Raw genomic sequence first — 20198 nt, 5'->3', positions numbered from 1 at the left:
GATCACCTAAAAAGTTCACGCACACGAATAATTTCCAACTTCTTTATTCCGGAAAACCTTTTGGCGTTCATCGTCACGATTGGTAACTTACTTTCAACACAAATGCCAGCAATCAACGCAGCAAAACTGTTCTTCTTATTGGACGAAACAACTGATGCGATATTCTTTGCACTTTTTGGATTTATTCCGAGCACTTTCAAAGCATCCATCGCATCTTGTATCGCTTCTGTCTCTTTTAGACTCTTTGCACTGGCAAAAAGTTCTATAGCGTTGAACACCGTCGTATAGCAAAAGTACTGTTTCGACAATTTCCGCAGATACGATTCAACCTTCGTAGTTGTCAGATGATCCGCAATAATACTTGAATCTACAACAATTTTCTTCACGATCACGTTAACATCCGCCGTATTCGCCCCGAAAAACGCTTATTTTTGCTCAGAATTCCTTGTGATGATAAGAAGGACATTACATGTTCACGATCTTCGTATTGCATTTTACCGATTGTTTCAATCTCTTCTTCCGTGACCTTCAGCTTCGTCAATTGATCGGAGATAACACCTCCGAAAATATTCACTGTCACTTTCGATCCCGGCTTCAATTGAAGTTCGAACACCTGCTTTGAAAACGATACGTTCCCGTTCCCATCTACTTCTGTCTGAAACTGAACACTGTGTTTTGGTTTTTCCATATTCATACTACAATTTTCCAAATCTTTTAGATTTGGAAAATCGCACATCTTACATGACCTTATCCAGGAAACTTGTTCCCTTCAAAACATTCTTTTCAAAACCAAAATATTCAACAACAGATTTACCAAGATCGGCAAAAGTCTGACGAATGCCGAGATTGATATTGTTCTTTCCGTTTGGAGAATAGACAATCAATGGAACATATTCACGCGAATGATCGGTGCTGTTATCAGTCGGATCATTTCCGTGATCCGCGGTGATGATCAACAGATCATCACTATTTAATATTTCAAGAATACGTGGAAGTTGAACATCAAAATATTCCAGCGCTTCTTTCATTCCTTTCGGATCTTGTCTATGTCCGAACAATGCATCAAAATCGACAAGGTTCGTAAAGACAAAACCAATCGGAGTCTTTTTCGCCCAGCTGATCGTCTCTTCAATACCTTCGCTGTTGGATTTTGTGTGAATCTTTTCACTTAAACTTTTTCCGGCAAACAGATCATCAATTTTTCCAATAGCAACCGTTGGAATTTTCTGTTCAAATAAAATGTCGAGCATGGTTGTACTCGGCGGAAACAAAGAAAAATCGCGACGATTCGTTGTCCGTTTATAATTTCCGTTTGATCCCGTAAACGGCCGCGCGATCACTCTTCCAACTGCATGCGGACCGACCAACACTTCATTTCGTGCAATAGTGCAGAGTTCGTACAATCGTTCTAATGGAATCACCTGCTCGTTAGCAGCTATCTGAAATACAGAATCTGCCGACGTATAGATAATCGGAAATCCGGTCTTCTCATGTTCGATCCCGAGTTCGTCAAGGATCACCGTGCCGGAAGCAGCTTTGTTGCCAAGCACTCCTTTGCAGCCGGTCAACGCACAAAATTTATCAACCACATCCTTGGGGAAGCCGTTCGGATAATACGGAAAATCTTTTTCTAAAATGATACCGGAAAATTCCCAATGTCCGGTGGTACTATCCTTCCCTTTAGAAACCTCACGCATCTTCCCAAAGTTTCCCGTCGCATTGGAATTTTTCGGAACGCCGGTGATCTCCGCGATATTTCCGAGTCCAAGTGCTGCAAGATTCGGCAGATGTAAACCGCCTGTAACGGACGCAGTGTTGCACAATGTGTTCGCCGCTTCGTCGTGATATAGATGTGCATCGGGAGCAGCACCAATACCGACGCCGTCAAGAACAATACAAATTACTTTACCGTTTTTCTTCATCAGAATACTCTTACGATATTTCCACCCGCTTTTTTTGCCAGATCGAGCACATGAGAAACATTCTTCACCAATTCATCACCGGTCATTTTGGACGATGCTCCGCTGACACCAATGGTAACAGAAATGGAAAAACTCTTTCTGCCGATTGTCACGATGCTTCCCGCGATAGCCATACGCAGTTTTTCAGCCCACAAAAACGCGTCGTTGGCAATGGTATCCACAAGAATCACAGCAAAGGTTGAGGTATCATAACGCGCAACAACATCATATGGACGAACGCTTGCACGCAAGTGCCGAGCAACATGTATTAACGCAGCATCGGTTCCATCACTGTCATACCGTTGTTGAATATCGGCGATATTATACAACGTAACAAAAACTAAACTTAAATCTTCTTCCCGTTCTGTTGAACGGAACAATTCCTCACTTAACCGTAAGGAGAAATACTTCTTTGACATTGTTCCCGTCAACTCATCAATGGCAATGTGCTCACTGAGAATGGTGTTTAATTCCGTAATCTCAAATTCCGGTGCAACGGTTGAAGAGAGGAACTGGATTGCCGCAATATCTTTTTTGGAATAAGCATTCGCATCTCTATCAGAAACAACAACGGCACCAAAGCATTTCCCGCCGGACGAGAACGGAGCAACCACTAACATACCATGTTTCAATACATCTGATGATCGTTCGTGTTCATTGAAGATCATCTTGGAATTCTGCGCCAGATTTACCGTCTGCAGACTGTTGGATCTAATGGAATGTCCGACAATGCTGTTTTCAAAATCAATCGGCTGTTTTGGTGAAACGAATCGATCATTCCCACGCACTCGCGTTGAAGCGATTCCCCACGTCCTCTGCCCTTCATCATATAAAACCACGCTGATCGATTCCCACGACACAATATTCTCTAATTCTTCCGTCAGCGAATTCATCACGACATTGATTGAAGGATGATCGGAAATCCGGCGTTTCAATTTTGTATCAGCTTCAATTAACTTCACATCGGCAAAAAGATCGTACTTTTCTGTATAGCTAATAAGCATCGACGAGATCAGTTTGGAAACATGCGACAGCATCGCAAATGTTTCTTCGCCATACGCGTCGGGTGCTTTACTATCAACTGTCAGCACGCCAATCGGTTGCGATGATGCCTCTCCCGCATAAAAAACCGGAACGCCGATAAATGATTTTATATCCTGCAGATTCTTATAATAGCAGAGGATGTCACGTTCGGTTTCCGGAAGAATGTTGTTCACTAACTGCGGTTCTCCATTCACGCCGATCATGCTCACCACATCCACACCAAGCGGAAGTTTCCGTTCATGTGTGAATGCTGAAGAATCTGTGATCTTCCCTTCTACAACAAGCTGCCGAGTTTCAGCCTTTACCCAAAAAAAAGTAACGGTGTGGGCAAAGCTGACTTCTTTAACGATCTGTAAAGCTTTTAAAAGTAAATTATTAAATTCGCTCTGCGGTTCTGCCTGACTCATTGATGATGTTTGTTTCTCCTCGAAAAAATCTGTCGCAGTAAAATTAACAGCGGTCCGCTCCGGCTGGCGCATCCTAATTCCCTGTTCACTCTTACTCTCTTGTAAACCCGGACGTTCTATCTTTTTTGATGGAAGTGAACGTAAATCTAATATCGGCTCGCGTTCATTTTCAAATACTTCGCTATTTTCATCCTCAAAATCTTCTTCCTCAAACTCCTCTGGTTTTGTTTTCCCGAATTTGATACGGTATGAATTATACGAAGTGTAGAAAAGGAAAACGCCGATCCCAACGGAAACAATATTGGTCGCCAGCACCGAGCTGAACACTCCCAAAAATACGAGAAGGACTCCAACACCGACAAGAATTATCTCTTCTAATAGTTGTTGAATCTTATTAGAATGGACAAGTTCCCGCTGATTTTCCGGCATTAATGAGTCCTTGAACGTTGAGAAACCGCAAAAAACTTGCTGAATTTACCCATAATTCACTCTAAAGTCAATGAAGAATTCATTACATATTGTTAATCAATGAAATGTTTCGTTGATGTTATTTTACAAAAAAGGTGTTGCGCCAATTTCAATTTTTAGCTACACTAAATCAGAAAACCTCTTTATTGACCAACCGAGTATTCCTATGAAAGCTGTAATAATGTCTGGCGGTTTCGGCACACGTCTCCGTCCTCTTACATGTAATATTCCAAAACCGATGGTTCCGATGATGAACAAACCGATGATGCAACATATCGTCGATCTGTTGAAACAGCACGGAATCACAGAAATTGTTTCGACATTGTTTTACCAGCCGGATATCATCACCGGACACTTTGGCGATGGTTCGAAATTTGGAATTAAAATGCAGTACCGAAAAGCGGAAGCCGATTACGGAACTGCCGGGAGCGTGCGCAACGCGGCAGATTTTTTGGATGAACGGTTCATCATCATCAGCGGAGATGTTCTTACTGATTTCGATCTCACAAAAGCAATTGAATTTCATGAAAAGAAAAAGGCTAAGGCAACACTCGTTCTTACCCGCGCAACAAATCCACTCGCCTTCGGTGTTGTCATTACGGACAGCAGCGGAAAGATTACCCGTTTTCTTGAAAAGCCGTCATGGGGCGAAGTGTTCAGCGATACCATTAACACTGGTATCTACATCATCGAACCTGAGGTACTCAAACTTATTCCCTATCAAAAAGAATTCGATTTCAGCAAGAATCTTTTCCCGGCAATGCTTGAACAGGATATGGGATTGTATGGCTTCATTGCGGAAGGATATTGGCGCGATGTTGGCAACCTGAATGAATATCAGGAAGCACATCTTGATGCATTGGACGACGGCGTGAGACTGCATCACGAAGGAAATATTGTCGGCAGCGCTTTTGTCGGATCGAATTCGACGATCGAAACTTCAGTCGACAATCTTCAAGGAAAAGTATTGATCGGCAAGAATTGCAAGATCGGGAAAAACGTAAAGATCATTAAATCAGTTATCGGCAATGATTGCGTTATTGAAGATGGCACAATAATTCGCAACTCCGTCATTTGGTCCGACACGAAGGTTGGCAAAGGTGCGGAATTAACATCCTGCGTTGTCGCAAAATGGTGTAAGATCGGCGACTATGCAATTATCAGCGATAATGTTTATATCTCCGATAAATGCGTGATCGGCAAGGAAAGCAAGCTGGCACCAAATATTAAATTGTGGCCAGAAAAAGAGGTGGAAGACGGTGCAATTCTCACCCGTTCATTAGTGTGGGAAGATAAATGGCTGAAAGATCTTTTCACTGATGCGCGGATTACCGGACTGTCTAATATAGAGATGAATCCTGAATTCGGCGCCAAGATTGGTGCATCATTCGGTGCATTGGCGGGAAAAGGAAAAACCATTTTGATGAGTCGGGATTCCGACAACGTTTCACGAATGATGAACCGTGCAATCATGTGCGGATTGATGTCCGCCGGTGTAGATGCGGGAGACCTTCGCGCCGTTTCAATTCCAATATTGAGACAAGAGTTACGAAGCGGAAAACACGCCGGTGGTATTCATGTCCGGAAATCACCGGTCGATAAAAACCTGACCGATATTATTTTTTTTGACGGGAAAGGAAAAGATCTTCCGACGAGTAAGACAAAATCCCTTGAACGGTTATTCTTCGGTGAAGATTTTCCAAGAGCAAAACAAGATGAAGTCGGTGCAGTCTCATTCCCGGAACGTGCACAGGAAAGTTATATTCAAAACTTCCTTTCTACCATTAATGTGGATGCAATCACACAGTCGAAATTCAAATTAGTGATCGATTATTCCAGCGGCATCGCCTCCTCCATTTTCCCAAACATCCTTGGTTCGTTCAATGCACAGGTGCTTTCACAAAATGCCTATTTGGATGCAAAAAAAATCACCCGGAGCGCTGAAGAATTTGAGCATAGTGTCAGTCAGCTTTCCCACATTGTCACCTCTCTTGGATATGATGTCGGTTTCATTTTGGATGCCGGCGCTGAGCGTTGTTTGGTTGTTGATGAGAATGGGAAATTTGTTGAGACTGATCGGCTGCTTACACTTGTGACACATCTCTTCCTCACCGTTTATCCTGATGTGAAAAAAATTGCTGTTCCGATCACCGCATCAGCTGAGATTGATCTGATCGCTGAACATATGGGCGTGCAAGTTGTGAAGACACGCGATAGTCATTTGTCATTGATGGAAGCAGCGACCAAAGAAGATATTAAATTCGTCGGCGGCACAAAGGGAGGATTCATTTTCACCGATTTCCTTTTTGCCAGTGATGGAATGTATTCCGTTGCAAAGATTATGGAGATGCTCGCACTTGCAAACACTCGTTTTGGTCAGTTGGACAAACAAGTGCCGAAACTTCATATGAATAAGAAAGTAATTCACGTTCCATGGGATAAAAAAGGAAGAGTAATGCGCTATCTGATGAAAGATACCGACAATCAACAGCATCGCATTCTGCTTGATGGTGTAAAGTTGGTGCTCGATCAAAAAGCTTCCACTTCTGTGTTGATGTGGCCGGACAGAGCATTACCGTCGTTCCATGTTCACGCTGAATCTGCGGATAAAGAAATTGCCGAAATCCTCGTTTCGCAATACGAAGAGAAGATTGTGGAATGGCGCGATACCCGGGATTGAATAATTGTTTCCATTTGCACGGCAAAAACCGTATATTGAATGAACTTTGACAACGTTACCCGATTTGACAGTTTGGAGATTATCAGAAAATGAAGATCAGTGATATTTTAGATGAATCAGTCGTACGAGTTAAACTAAAAGGCAAATCCAAAGACGAGATCATTAATGAAATGATTGCGATTGTCAATCATTCGAACAGGATCACGGACATTGAAAAAGTACGCGAAGCTATTTTTGAACGCGAAAAAATCATGTCCACCGGCGTCGGAAACGGATTCGCAATTCCCCATGGAAAATGTGACGCTGTGCTGGATATCGTCGCAGCGTTCGCCATCACCGAAGAAGCTATCGATTACGAATCGCTGGATGAACAGCCAGTCCATTTAATTTTCCTCTTGATCGGCAAAGACAGTATGGTTGGACCGCACATTAAACTGCTCAGCCGAATCTCCCGTTTAATGAACAAGGAAGATTTCCGAAAAAAATTATTGGATGCAAAAACACCAAAAGAAGTGATCGAAATTTTCAAAACCGAAGAAGCGCAATATTTTGACAATTAGGAACATGGTTTTGATCCTTCTTATTGCATCACAACGCCCGAAGACCCTCTTCTCATTACTATACTGTATCCTGTGAATTACCGTTCAATCAAAGGCACAAAAGATATTCTTCCTTCCGAATCGTCATTGTGGCAGTTCGTCGAATCGACGATCCGTGAAGTATTTCAACAATTCAACTACAAAGAGATCCGGACACCAATTTTTGAATCGACATCCCTCTTTGCCAGAAGCATCGGTGAATTGACGGATATTGTCGGAAAAGAAATGTACACATTTCAAGATAGAAGCGGTGACAGCATCACGCTTCGCCCTGAAGGAACAGCATCTGCTATCCGCGCTTACATTCAAAATAATCTTGGCGAATCGCTGCCGCTTTCCAAAGTCTATTATATCGGTCCGATGTTTCGTCAGGAACGTCCGCAGGCAGGCAGACTTCGACAATTCCATCAGTTCGGTGCAGAAGCAATCGGATCGCCGACACCGGAAACCGATGTAGAGATCATCGCGATGACGATCGAGATCTATAAGAGACTGGGAATCACGAATTATTCTTTACAGATCAACTCCGTCGGTGACGAAGAATGCCGCCCGAAATATAAAGAGATCCTTCGCGAAGAACTGAAAAAGATCGCCGACAAACTTTCTTTTGAAAGTCAAAAACGGATTAATCAGAATCCAATGCGCGTTCTCGATTCTAAAGATGAAAACGATCAGAAACTCACGGCATCGATGCCTCTCATCACCGATCATTTGAATGAAGAGTGTTCCAAGCATTTTGAAAAAGTAAAATCGCTTCTCACAGCATATGGAATTCCATTCACCGTAAATGGACGATTGGTACGAGGATTAGATTATTATACAAAGACAGCTTTTGAGATCACCAGTACCGAACTTGGTTCGCAGGATGCTCTTGCGGGCGGCGGACGGTACGATCTGTTAGTGAAGGAGCTTGGCGGGAAACAAACACCCAGCGTCGGTTTTGCAGCCGGGTTGGAACGGTTGATGATGATCCTGGAAAAAAAAGGATTTCAACCGCCGAAACTTAATCCAAAAATCTTCATCGCGGCAGCAGATGAATCTGCACGCGAATGGGTTCTCAAAACCACGATGAATCTGCGGTCAAACGGAATTGCTTCGGAATACGATCTGCTTGCACGGAGTTTGAAATCGCAGATGAAAGAAGCGGACAGACAGCAGGCGGAATTTTCATTAGTTGTGGGAACAATGGAACTTAAAAGTGGTAAAGCATTGTTGAAAAATCTTACTGACCATACCCAACAGGATATTTTGTTAAGTGAGATCGTCGGATTTTTCAAAAAATAACGGTGCCGCTTCTGCGTCAACCGAATATAGGTTTTTATGACGCAAAAGAAACAATCAATTGAATACCGCTTATTGGTTCAACCGACGTTTGATGAGACATTAAAAAAAGCGGGGATCCTTTTCCTGCTTGAGACATCTAAACAGTTCACGAATTTCAGTTATGTGATTGATGTGAAAGAGGAAGTTAAGGGAGACAGAGTAATTTGGACACTGCGCGGATTGCGCGCTCCTTCAATGAACATGCCGGCGACCGGAACGGCGCAGTTTCACACGGTCTATTTTGACTTGCCGAAAAAAGTTCATTTCACTCTTGTAAAAAAAGATAAGATAAAGGCAGATACGGAATTTACATTTTCCGCAGCGGCATTCAAATCAACAAAAGAAACAAGTTCATTCTTAAGAATTTACACAGACCAACATGAATTCCAGACGAACAGGATCAACGACGTAGTGATGGCAGAACCAAAACCGGACATCCATCGTGACCCGGCAGTTAAAAAACAAAAAATTAAAAAGACGAAACCTTAATGCATCCAGTTATATTCTCCTTTGGCGGTATCACCATCTACAGTTTTGGACTGATGATGGGACTCTCCTTTTTGATCGGCAACTATCTTCTTGCCAAAGAATTCAAACGAAGAAAACTTCATCCTGATCTCGCTTCTAATATTACACTTATTGCACTCATTGCGGGAGTTTCAGGTTCCAAACTGTTGTACCTTTTAGAAAATTGGAATCTCTTCATTCAAGATCCCATCGGAATGACCTTCTCCCCGGGGGGATTGACATTTTACGGCGGATTTATTCTTTCGACCGTTTCCGTCTATATTTACTCCAAGAAAAAGAAAATTAAATTCATTACTATCGGAGATTCCATCGCACCGGCAATCATCCTTGCCTATGGGTTGGCGCGAATCGGATGCCATCTTGCCGGCGACGGTGATTACGGTTTTCCTACGAATCTTCCCTGGGGAACTGATTATTCGAACGGCACTTATCCTCCTTCAGCGGCATTTAGAAATTTTCCGGAAGTGACTTCACTATTCCCGAACGGCATTGTTCCCGATAATACACTCTGCCATCCCACTCCCATATACGAAACGATCATCTGTTCTCTCTTTTTCATGATCCTCTGGAAGAATCGCGAGAAATGGAATGCAGAAGGACAAATGTTCTCAGCATATCTCGTATTGGCAGGTATTGAACGGTTTTCTGTAGAATTTTTCCGATTAAATCCCCGGCTGTTATTTGGATTAAGCGAAGCTCAGATCATCTCTCTCGTTCTTATTGCCATCGGTGCAATCGGACTGAATTCTATTCAACGGATTAAAAAAACATCGGCATTGTAACATGAATCTTATTACCGGTCGAAAACCAGTTCTGGACGCGCTCAAATCGAATACACCGATCGATAAACTGATGATCGCGCAGAATTCCCACGGAGAAGTGGTCGATGAAATCATCAAAATTGCCCGGCAAAAAAATATTCCTTACAAACTTACTCCTGCCGATCAGATTTCGAAAACAGCACAAACTCAAAATACGCAGGGAGTTCTTGCGTTCGTAGGGACAAAAGAATTTTCTGATATCAGCCAGTTGTTCGACGTTGCAAAAGCAAAAAACGAACAACCCTTTTTTCTTATCTTCGATGAGATAGAAGATGTACACAACCTCGGCGCACTGATCCGCACAGCGGTCTGCACCGGCGCACACGGTGGTATCATACCGAAACATCATAATGCACCGGTGAATGAAACTGTCGTAAAAACTTCTGCCGGCGCCAGCATGCAGTTCCCTATGGCGCGCGTAACGAACATTGCTCAGACAATTGACGAATTAAAAGAGAACGGTGTTTGGATTGTTGGGACCGAGATGACCGCACAAAAGAATTTCACGGAAGTAGACTACTCCGTTCCTGTCGCATTAGTGATCGGAAACGAAGGAAAAGGAATGCGTCGATTGGTGAAAGATAAATGCGATTTTCTTGTGAAAATCCCAATGAAAGGGGATTTTGAATCGCTCAATGCATCCGTAGCCGGAGCAATTGTCATGTATGAAGTCTTGCGTAAAAGAAAAATATTTTGAATATTTCCACTGTAGGTAGTTTTCACTCACATCCGATAAGGTAACTCTTCAATATTATTGTTAGAACGAATTCTTTTGTTTAACAATCTTTTCACAGATTCACTTTTTAACCTTGATTTTTTTTACCGGAGACTTTATGAAAAACAGACTGTTGTTCATTATTCTTTCTATTTCGCTTTTATTATTTTTTTCTTCATGCGATCAGACGCCAACCACCGATTCCGTTGACTCGAAGACTTCCAACGAAAAATCTACACAGGCGTACACGGAACTGGAAAATCTCTTTGCTGTACCGGGGGATATTGAAAACAAGAATTTTACCAATGCTGAAAAACTTTATATGGATGCCGTTGCAGCAGATCCATCGAATGCAACTGCAAATTTTGGAGCAGCATTCAGTCATATATTGGCTACACTTTCAGACACGGCGGTGAAAAATACGATTAATCGTTGGCAGGGTGGATCGACAATTAAATATCCCCCCATGTTTCATTTTGGGCTCCCTTCCGGAACAAAAGATATGACCGTACCGACACAATTACTCGGATCTAATCTTGTAAAAATTATTCAAACAGCTACTTCCAATCCGCCGACAATCACCGAAATGCAGAACTTAATGCGCGACAAACTCCTTCCGCGTATCAATTATGCTATTGCACGTCTTGCAGTGGTCGAAACCAATCCTGCATTTGAACTTCGGATCAGTGGAAAAATGCAGGGAGGTGCACTGAAAAAAGATGTCTATCTTGACCTCACCGAAGTATACATCATGGACGCCGCACTTCACAGCATGAAATCCGTTGTTGAACAGTTTCTTGTATTTAAATTTGAACTTGCTTCGTATACGACCAAAGCTGCTGTTGCAGCATTGCAACAAAACAGTACAACCTTTTTCGTTTTGGCATCCGACGGCGCGGCGAGGGCACAGAGTGTAAAATCTTCACTGGTTGGTGCGGTTGGGAAACTGCGGAGCGGAGTCAATTTCCTGAAGAGCGAATCGGACAATCAGGATGATGATATCATTAAACGAGGAAATGACGGCGTAGCAGTTAAAGATCTGGATACGATGTTGGTCTATCTCGGAAAGATTGAAACGGCGTTGACGGGGACATACAGTATAGAGGTGAAAGATGCAGATTCAGACAACAACGATTATACCATTACCGTAAGCTTGAATAATTTCTATAATAACCTTCCGCAAAATCCGAAATCGGCATGGCTCCCAGTGTACACCATCGACTCAACATCCCATGGTGATCTGCTGTTTCGATGGCAGGCGCAGGATTACGCATCATTCACCTTTCCCGATCCCACATTCAGCGGATTGTTTCCCGGAATGACGAATGAAACATTAAAACGGATTATGTATATCGATGAAGCGTTCGCATGGAGAGTTGAAATATCCTTGTTGGATAATTATAACAGTCCCGCCAATACCACGATAACAATGACAATCAACGGGACAACATATTCTCCAAAATCCATGAACAATTGGGGATATTCGACGTTTTATATTGCCAATAATAATACTCAACCTGTTCAAAGTATAAATATTGTCAGAGACGGTCAAAATGTGCCGGTAGAGTTTTTCGGGAAAATACCAACGGTAAAACTAAAATCGTATAGTTTCATTGCTGTCGATCTCACACGTTCACCTCAAAATATTACGGCAACACGAAATACATCACCAAATAGTGTCACTGTCAATCTTCAACAGTATGCAAATTATTTTATAGAACGAGCTGTCAATAACGGATCATTTGTTAAGATCGATTCAGCGTATACTTCAATGTATACCGATCTGAACGTCAATTCCGGAGCAACGTATCAGTATCGTGCCTCTCGAGGATATAATCTGTATAGTCATGACTTTTTTGCACAACGGGCAAACAATTATACGAATACCGTTTCGATCACCATTCCATAATGTTAACACATAAGTCAAAAAAGCGTGCGCCATTTCATCATCGAAATTGTGCACGCTTTTTTTTTCTCTTCATTTTATTGATTGATCCGTTGACAGCTCAATCTGATTCTGGTTATACATTTCATATTTCTTCAGGATCTTCTTATTTCGATATTTTTCGGCAGCGCTCAATAAACTCCAGAACAATCGCCTTTTCCAAGGAATCGTTCGCTTATCTTGCGGCGATGTCGGGCAAAGAATCTCTTTCCGTTGCAATTCGGACATTCGAACACTATGCTGCTGTAAATCAATATCGGTCCAAATTTACTTCTTCCTTCAGCAATGAATTGCAAACAATAGGATTGCTTTACGCAAACTCTCTCTCCTTCTTCAATTACCTTCTGGAATTGACGGCTCCATTAAACACTTCGTCTATGGAAATGAAATACAGGGTTTCTATTGGAGTGGATCCTTTTAACGGTTTACTAGATGCCGGAATTTCATTACAGCGCAATCCCTTTCAATATACAACGGCGTTAACATTTCAGGATTTTATCGTACCGTTTCGCGATCTTCCTCCCATAACAACTGTATCATATACAATTCGAAGTAAACCTTTTTCGGACTTTCGAACTGAGATCGACTATATCGAATCTGACGGAACTGATTTCACTATATCAAATTTGTATGGAATGAATTTTGATTTTCATTCCTTCGGAAAGAAAATTGCAGTGCATTACACATTTCTGGAGTCATCTTCCCTGACTGCGGAAATTGAAACTGAAGAATACCGGACAGAATTAACATTTAAAAAGAATAATATTTCATTCGGTGATTTTGTTGACGGATCAGGAAAACATTCCCGTTATATGGCAGGCATTCTCACTAAAGTGTTCGGTACTCCGATTTCGGCAGAATATTCGTTTGGACAGCTTTCCGTAGCGGGATTAGGACAAGTTGAATCATGGCCATTCACCACCCTCGCCGCTTCCATCATCACCAATAAATTAAACTATCAACTCAGCGGTACATTGAAACATCATGCTTTGGCTACTTCTGCTGATTTTGTATTCGAAACATCGACATTGACGACGAAATTATCTTATCATAGAATTCTGCCTGATGCTGTAATCGAACATTGGGAGCCGGAATTTCTTGTCTTTGGAATGAAAAATTTCACCCGAACTCCCTTCTCAATCAGCGATATCCATTTAGTGGGTCTCGGTGTTCAGTATCAAGTCTCGTTCGACCGTTTTACTATATCAGCACTTCTTGATCAATATATTCCTCTTTCAATTACATACAGGAAATCAATACCGAGTATTACTCCTGCGCCTGGCGTACCATCATCCGTTTCCTCAACACCAAAAACTGACGGTGGACGAAAGGCTGCAATAATCCTCTCCGTTTCGCTGTAACATTATACAAATCTCTTCAGATCGATAAATTTGGCCACCAATCTTGAGATGTTTCTAATAACTTTTAGAAAAAAGTTTCGTTATCTTTGCAGCAGTAATGATAACGCGTTATCAAAATAAGGGGAAAAAGAAATTTGAGTGGCTCGATGTTATTAATCCGACCGCCGAGGAATTACGCAAAATCGCGGATGAGTATTCTCTTCACAGCAATTCTGTTCAGGACAGTTTACAGCCGGAACATCTTCCGAAGTTTGAATGGATCGAAAGCACAATTTTTATCATTGCAAGGATATACGATCACCTTTCTCTTCGTGATGCCGATTCTATTCAGGATATCAGTAATAAGGTGGCGATCTTTGTCGGGAAGAACTTCATTATCACCATCCACCGAGGCGAACAACCGTTTCTTGAAGCCATCAGATCGAAATATTTTGATTCGGCGCAAGTAGCAACACCGAACGATCTGCTGATCAAAATATTGTATTATATTCTTCAATCGTATGTTACTCCATCGCTCACCCTTGAGACGGAGCTCGACCAGCTGGAAACGCTGATTGTCCTGAAAAATCAAACTCACGCTGTGCTGCGAAAGCTGTATCAACTTAAAAGGAAAGCAGCAGTCTGTTTGCGGATCCTTCGGCTTTCTAAGACGATCATTGACAATTTGGATAAGAATACTACTGCACCCGTCCATCAGGATCTTCGTGAATTTTTTCTCAGTCTGGAAACGTCGTACGATCAAACAATTGAAAATGCAAACAACTTATTGAATCTTTACATATCCATCTCATCCCAACGAACAAACGAAGTGGTTCGCGTGCTGACGTTATTTTCTGTCTTCTTTATGCCGCTCACATTTATTGTTGGTATTTATGGTATGAACTTCGAGTTCATGCCGGAACTTCGGACTCCCTACGGATACCCGGTTGTGCTTATAGCGATGGCTCTTATCACTATAGGAATCTATAGCTGGTTTAAGAAAAAACATTGGCTGTAATCATTTCTGTCCCTCCTCAGATACACTCGCTGATAAGAATTGTCACTGCTCAAAAAAATCATTCTTGACACTCACTTTGTGAATTCATACCTTGCGCTCCGAATTCATGGCGGATCAATCCGCCGTTCCTTCATATCTCACAGGAGGTTGTTATGATGAGCAAGAATTACTGGATGGCTGTTGTCATCGCCGGTATTGTAGTAAATATCCTTGATTTTATTGTGCAGGGAATGTTATTTCAGAACATGTTCTACTCCAAAATGTCGGGAATGAGAACAGACGTAAATCCGGCAATATATGTGGCACTGGATTTTTTGATGGTGGCAATCTTTGTGTGGTTTTATGATAAAGTGTATGGAAGTTTTGGCGGAGGATTGCAGGGCGGAATGAAATTTGGAATGTATTACGGCGTTACCATGAACTTCCCCACGATGTTCTTCCCTTATTTAATGTTTCAGGGAATGATGTACGGCTTCGTTTGGGCTTCGATCATTTATGGCATTATTTGGGGAATAGTCTTGGGAATAACGGTTGGGAAATTTTATACCAAAGGTGAGTCAGCACCTGCAGCGTAACTATTATTCAAACTTCCGAAGTCTCTACGACTTCGGAAGTTTATTCTTGACAAGGTTTCATTCTCCCCACAATATATCACTAGGCAGCAGTTGTTCATCCCTCAGTAATCGTAAACCAAATTCTCTCCCTTTTGCATTTGCCAGTTTATCCCGCGGATCATTTTTTCCTCCCAGCACAAAACGATTTTCACCGATTTCCAGAAGATCCCCAATCCATTCTGAGATAACATGAGAATTTGTTGAATATGCCAAAAATGCTGAACCGAAAAAATGCTGCAGCTTATCCTTATCGCTGCTTCGCTGTTTATCATTGAGAAGTTTTTTGGGAAGATTCGTCCGACGAAGCCGAAAGAGTGAATCGTTTTCAAATGTCAGCGGGAAATAGATTGAACCGAAGAGAGGAACATTAATTCCCAATGTTCGATGATCCATAACAGCTAGAGTAGCAATGAGGAGTGCGTGACGGACATCTCCATCGGCAATAAGCATTGCCCGATCATAGATCGCATCAACCGCAAGAGTGTCATCATAAAGTTTGCGAAGTTCAATGAAGCGTTTATTACGAAGATATCGTTTAAGATGGGCCTCGTCGTTAAAAAAAGTGGGAAGAAAATCGGTAAGGTCGATAAACGAAGAATCTTCGGCAGAATAGTACCAATCGTCATTTAACCAAACAGTATCTTCAGTGATCGACTGAGCGTGAAGAGTGAACGAAAATAATATGAAAAAAAGAATCGATAATGGATAATGGGTAATGGGTAATTTTTTGGTTCTCTTCACTTCATCATCTTTTTTTGAATTCAATTTTCAATAACTAATAGCTAACGACCGCTCTTACACCTGCAGAACTCCCGTCTTAAACTCCGGCATATTCGGATTACAATTCGCCATCGCAATTCCACGCGAGATGATATCGCGAGTCAATAACGGATCGATGATACCGTCCACCCAAAGCCGGGCAGCCGCAAATTTTGGATCGAGTTCACTCTCATACTTCGCCTGAATCTCATCCAGCAATTGTTTCTGCTGTTCGGAGGAAATATGCGTTCCCCCTTTTTCCATCGCCTGCACTTTTATGGCAAGCAGGGTCTCACTCGCTTGCTTTCCTCCCATTACAGCAATCTGCGCCGAATGCCATCCATAAATCAATCGCGGATCGTACGCTTTTCCGCACATGGCATAATTTCCCGCGCCGTAGCTGTTCCCGGTAATAATCGTGAACTTTGGAACGACAGAATTTGCAACGGCATTAACCATCTTCGCGCCGTCTTTAATGATGCCGCCATGTTCGCTCCTACTGCCAACCATAAATCCGGTTACATCCTGAAAGAACACTAGAGGAATTTTCTTTTGATTGCAATTCAAAATAAACCGAGTCGCTTTGTCCGCACTATCCGAATAAATTACTCCTCCCACTTGCATCTCCCCTTTTGCTGTTTTGGTGATGGCGCGCTGATTGGCAACAATACCGACTGCCCAGCCGTCTATTCTCGCGTATCCGCAGATGATAGTCTTCCCAAATCCGGATTTGTATTCATCCAGTTCGCTATCGTCGATAATGCGGGAAAGAATTTGATATGTGTCATACGGTTTGTTTCGTTCCGTCGGTAATATGCCGTAAATTTCTTTCGGATCGAATTTTGGCTTCGAAGGCTTTTCGTAATTGAATCCTGCAACCGGAAAATGTCCCAGCTTACTGATGATGCTTCTAATCTTTTTTAACGCCGCTTCATCATTAGCCATCTTATGATCCGTCACACCGCTAATCTCGCAATGGACCGATGCACCGCCGAGCGATTCATTGTCGATATCCTCACCGATCGCCGCTTTCACTAAATGTGAGCCAGCAAGAAAGACAGATCCAGTTTTATCCACAATCATCGCTTCGTCGCTCATGATGGGAAGATATGCTCCACCGGCAACGCATGGACCCATAATCGCAGCGATTTGTGTTATACCCATGGCGGACATCACGGCATTATTGCGGAAGATCCGTCCAAAATGTTCTTTATCAGGAAAAATTTCTGACTGCAACGGTAGAAAAACACCTGCTGAGTCGACGAGATAAACGATCGGCAGACGATTTTCGATTGCAATTTCCTGTGCGCGGAGATTCTTTTTTGCGGTAATGGGAAACCACGCTCCTGCTTTCACAGTCGCATCGTTTGCTACGATAACAACATCATGATTGTGGATTTTGCCGATTCCAAATACTGTTCCCGAGGAAGGCGCTCCGCCATATTCTTCATACATTCCATAAGCAGTAAAAAGTCCAACCTCCAAAAAATGCGATTTCGGATCGATCAGTAAATTGATCCGTTCCCTGGCTGTCATTTTCCCTTTTTTCTTATGCTTCAGCATTGCATCAACACCACCGCCAAGCATAACCTGTCTAGCATAGGATTCCAGTTCCTTCAACGAACGCTTGTGGAATTCTTCGTTGCGCTTAAAATTTTCGTCTTTCTTTATTTCAGAACCGATCATATTCAGTAATCATTTATCAATAAACAATTAACAATGTTTTGCAAAATATGGTAATTGTTAGCTGTTCATTGTTCATTGAGTAAAATTATTTAAGCAAGTTTCTCGCAATCACCATCTTCTGAACCTCGCTTGTTCCTTCGCCGATGGTAAGCAGTTTAACGTCGCGATAGAATTTTTCTACCGGGAAATCTTTGGTAAATCCATATCCGCCGTGTATCTGCACTGCATCACCCGATGCGCGCGTAGCCACTTCGCTTGCAAAATATTTCGCCTGTGCTGCTTCAAGATTTACATCTAAACCGGCCATTTTCATGGATGCCGCTTTTCGCGTTAATAATCGCGCCGCTTCAATTTCCATTGCCATATCGGCAAGTTTAAATTGAATTCCTTGATTATCAGAAATCGGTTTGCCGAACTGCACCCGCTCCTTTGAATATTTAATGCTCGCTTCCAATGCACCTTGTGCAAGACCGACTGACAGTGCAGCGATCCCAATTCTTCCGCCATCTAAGACAGACAATGCTTGTTTGAATCCCTCTCCCACATTTCCAATCAAGTTCTCCTCTGGAATATGCACGTTGTCGAAGATCAACGAAGCAGTTTCACTGCAGCGCATACCGAGTTTATTTTCCTTCTTCCCAGATGAAAAGCCGGGCGTTCCTTTCTCCACAATAAATGCGGAGATCGATTTGTTCTTTGTTTTATCTGTCACCGCCAGTATAACAAACGTGTGGCCGGAGATGCCATGTGTAATAAAATTCTTGCTGCCGTTGATCACCCACTCGTTCCCTTCTTTTACAGCGAATGTTCTCATCCCTCCCGCATCGCTTCCGGAAAATGCTTCGGTCAATCCCCAGCCGCCAAGTTTCCTTCCGCTTAAAAGATCGGGAAGATATTTTTTCTTTAGTGTATCGCTTGCGTGATTAAAGATGTGACTAACACAAAGCCCGTTGTGTGCACAGAGTCCCAGCGCTACAGAGGGATCGATCTTTGCTATCTCTTCGATAATCACGGTAAAATCGAGCGTATTGAGTCCGGCCCCTTCGAGTTCTTCGGGATAATAAGCGCCAAGAAAACCGAGAGAGGCCATTTTCGTAAAGATCTCTTTAGGGAATTCCTGCGATTCGTCATATTTCATAACATGCGGTTTAATTTCTTTTTCCGCAAAATCGCGCGCCATCTGTTGGACCATGGTCATTTGTTGTGTGGGGGCAAAACTTACTGCTGTATCGGACATGCTGATTCCTTCATATGTTTTATGAGGTTTTAAAAAAGATGTTCCCGCAAATATCACTGATGTTCGCAGAAATAATGTTTTTCTGCATAACCTGCGGGATGTTTTCGAAAGAACATTAATGTTTTTAACGTTTCAATCGACAATGTTGTATGAAAATAGAAAAGGTGAGGTTGAAGTGCAAGGAAGAAAAGCATTTACCACAAAGACACAAAGAGAAATAAATAAAAACCTTTTATCACCGTCAGTCTGAGTCCCGATGATTTATATCGGGACGAACCTGCCTGCTGTCAGGCAGGGAAACTGCTTGCTTGCCGGACATGTTCTTTGGCGGGTGCGGAAGGAAAAAGCAACCACAGAGGCACAAAGACACAGAGAAATATAAATTACGTAAAACGTATTTGTAAATTTAACTTTATAAACAACTCGCCATCTTCTTCATATATCCAACCATATTTATACGGTTTTGGTTTTTCTCTTTTTCCAAAGCCATATTTATTTTCATCTTCACTTTTTGAGACTAACTGAAGTTTTACAATATTGACTAAATAATTTTGAAATTCATTCCCATAGTAATTGTGATAGTTAGCTAGTTCTCCATTTTCTTTTACAATTATTGCTCCTCTTGTTGGATTGTAATTACCATTCCACACAACATCAGATTTCATTCCAAAAACAATTTCCGTCAATAATTTTTTAATCTTATGTTTATAAAATGGTTGATTCTTGCTTAGATCAAATCCCAAGGGGTTTGATCTAGTAATTTCAACTAATAAATCCTTTAATGCTGAATTACCAGTTCTATTGGTATAGGAAACGAGATACGCGAGTATTTCAGGTAATTGAGTATCTAATAGTTTTAAATTTAATTCTAGCTTTTGGGGAATGATTTTGTAAAAAAAAATCGTCTGACCATCTCCATTAAACTTAAATATGAACCCATAGACATCATTGTTTTTATATTTATGATTAAGTTCTCTATACTTTTTTCGCGATAATCTTTCTGGAAATGTATTCATCCCTTTGGCATCAAACATATAATGTTTAATCAAATAC

At 41.9% G+C, this 20198-nt stretch carries 18 protein-coding genes; 10 read left to right on the top strand and 8 right to left on the bottom strand.

Annotated elements, in window-relative coordinates; translation table 11 throughout:
- Positions 1-2: 2 nt before the first annotated feature.
- The 4 genes from WDA22_03000 to WDA22_02985 are packed head-to-tail and all read right to left on the bottom strand — an operon-like array spanning position 3 to position 3841.
- The gene (locus WDA22_03000; GenBank protein ID MFA5832424.1) at positions 3-386 is read right to left on the bottom strand and encodes a PIN domain-containing protein; all 384 of its coding nucleotides are present in this window, start codon (positions 384-386) and stop codon (positions 3-5) included.
- Between the two features lie 2 nt (positions 387-388).
- Entirely contained in the window at positions 389-688 is a 300-nt protein-coding gene (locus WDA22_02995) for a hypothetical protein (GenBank protein MFA5832423.1), read from the bottom strand.
- A gap of 49 nt (positions 689-737) precedes the next feature.
- Positions 738-1922, bottom strand: a complete 1185-nt coding sequence (locus tag WDA22_02990; protein MFA5832422.1) for a phosphopentomutase — start codon at positions 1920-1922, stop codon at positions 738-740.
- Positions 1922-3841 (bottom strand): diguanylate cyclase, encoded by a 1920-nt coding sequence (locus WDA22_02985; GenBank protein MFA5832421.1) that lies wholly within the window; start codon positions 3839-3841, stop codon positions 1922-1924. The genes WDA22_02990 and WDA22_02985 overlap by 1 nt, the downstream gene beginning before the upstream one ends.
- 205 nt (positions 3842-4046) lie before the next feature.
- On the opposite strand from WDA22_02985, the gene WDA22_02980 reads away from it, so the two are divergent.
- The 10 genes from WDA22_02980 (at position 4047) to WDA22_02935 (ending at position 15424) form a co-directional block, all read left to right on the top strand.
- Positions 4047-6560: a sugar phosphate nucleotidyltransferase gene (locus WDA22_02980; protein ID MFA5832420.1), complete on the top strand. Its 2514-nt coding sequence runs from the start codon at positions 4047-4049 to the stop codon at positions 6558-6560.
- Between the two features lie 89 nt (positions 6561-6649).
- Entirely contained in the window at positions 6650-7120 is a 471-nt protein-coding gene (locus WDA22_02975) for a PTS sugar transporter subunit IIA (protein ID MFA5832419.1), read from the top strand.
- Positions 7121-7192: 72 nt separating this feature from the next.
- Entirely contained in the window at positions 7193-8443 is a 1251-nt protein-coding gene (gene hisS, locus WDA22_02970; protein ID MFA5832418.1) for a histidine--tRNA ligase, read from the top strand.
- A gap of 36 nt (positions 8444-8479) precedes the next feature.
- Positions 8480-8971 carry a hypothetical protein gene (locus tag WDA22_02965; protein MFA5832417.1) on the top strand — a complete coding sequence of 164 codons (492 nt, stop codon included), beginning with the start codon at positions 8480-8482 and terminating at the stop codon, positions 8969-8971.
- Complete coding sequence (locus tag WDA22_02960; GenBank protein ID MFA5832416.1) at positions 8971-9792, top strand: prolipoprotein diacylglyceryl transferase; 822 nt, start codon at positions 8971-8973, stop codon at positions 9790-9792. Before WDA22_02965 ends, WDA22_02960 begins: the two co-directional genes overlap by 1 nt.
- Position 9793: 1 nt before the next feature.
- Positions 9794-10528 (top strand): 23S rRNA (guanosine(2251)-2'-O)-methyltransferase RlmB, encoded by a 735-nt coding sequence (gene rlmB / locus WDA22_02955; protein MFA5832415.1) that lies wholly within the window; start codon positions 9794-9796, stop codon positions 10526-10528.
- A 136-nt stretch (positions 10529-10664) separates the two neighbouring features.
- On the top strand, positions 10665-12455 hold the full coding sequence (locus tag WDA22_02950) for a hypothetical protein (GenBank protein ID MFA5832414.1): 1791 nt from the start codon (positions 10665-10667) through the stop codon (positions 12453-12455).
- Positions 12455-13852 carry a hypothetical protein gene (locus tag WDA22_02945; GenBank protein ID MFA5832413.1) on the top strand — a complete coding sequence of 466 codons (1398 nt, stop codon included), beginning with the start codon at positions 12455-12457 and terminating at the stop codon, positions 13850-13852. The genes WDA22_02950 and WDA22_02945 overlap by 1 nt, the downstream gene beginning before the upstream one ends.
- Before the next feature lie 97 nt (positions 13853-13949).
- Positions 13950-14849, top strand: a complete 900-nt coding sequence (locus WDA22_02940; GenBank protein MFA5832412.1) for a CorA family divalent cation transporter — start codon at positions 13950-13952, stop codon at positions 14847-14849.
- Positions 14850-15001: 152 nt separating this feature from the next.
- The gene (locus WDA22_02935) at positions 15002-15424 is read left to right on the top strand and encodes a hypothetical protein (GenBank protein ID MFA5832411.1); all 423 of its coding nucleotides are present in this window, start codon (positions 15002-15004) and stop codon (positions 15422-15424) included.
- 57 nt (positions 15425-15481) lie between these two features.
- Here the strand turns inward: WDA22_02935 and WDA22_02930 are convergent, their stop codons facing one another.
- The 4 genes from WDA22_02930 to WDA22_02915 all read right to left on the bottom strand — a co-directional run bounded on the left by WDA22_02930 (position 15482) and on the right by WDA22_02915 (position 20179).
- Complete coding sequence (locus tag WDA22_02930; protein ID MFA5832410.1) at positions 15482-16204, bottom strand: hypothetical protein; 723 nt, start codon at positions 16202-16204, stop codon at positions 15482-15484.
- A gap of 54 nt (positions 16205-16258) precedes the next feature.
- Positions 16259-17908, bottom strand: a complete 1650-nt coding sequence (locus WDA22_02925; protein MFA5832409.1) for an acyl-CoA carboxylase subunit beta — start codon at positions 17906-17908, stop codon at positions 16259-16261.
- Positions 17909-17993: 85 nt separating this feature from the next.
- Complete coding sequence (locus WDA22_02920) at positions 17994-19145, bottom strand: acyl-CoA dehydrogenase family protein (protein MFA5832408.1); 1152 nt, start codon at positions 19143-19145, stop codon at positions 17994-17996.
- A gap of 383 nt (positions 19146-19528) precedes the next feature.
- Positions 19529-20179, bottom strand: coding sequence for an HpaII family restriction endonuclease (locus tag WDA22_02915; GenBank protein MFA5832407.1), 651 nt, complete (start codon positions 20177-20179; stop codon positions 19529-19531).
- Between the last annotated feature and the right edge of the window lie 19 nt (positions 20180-20198).

The organism is Bacteroidota bacterium, from assembly GCA_041658205.1.
Classification (GTDB): domain Bacteria; phylum Bacteroidota; class Ignavibacteria; order UBA10030; family UBA8401; genus UBA8401.
Note: the sequence above shows the minus strand (reverse complement) of the source record. Positions and strands in the feature narration are given on the sequence as shown.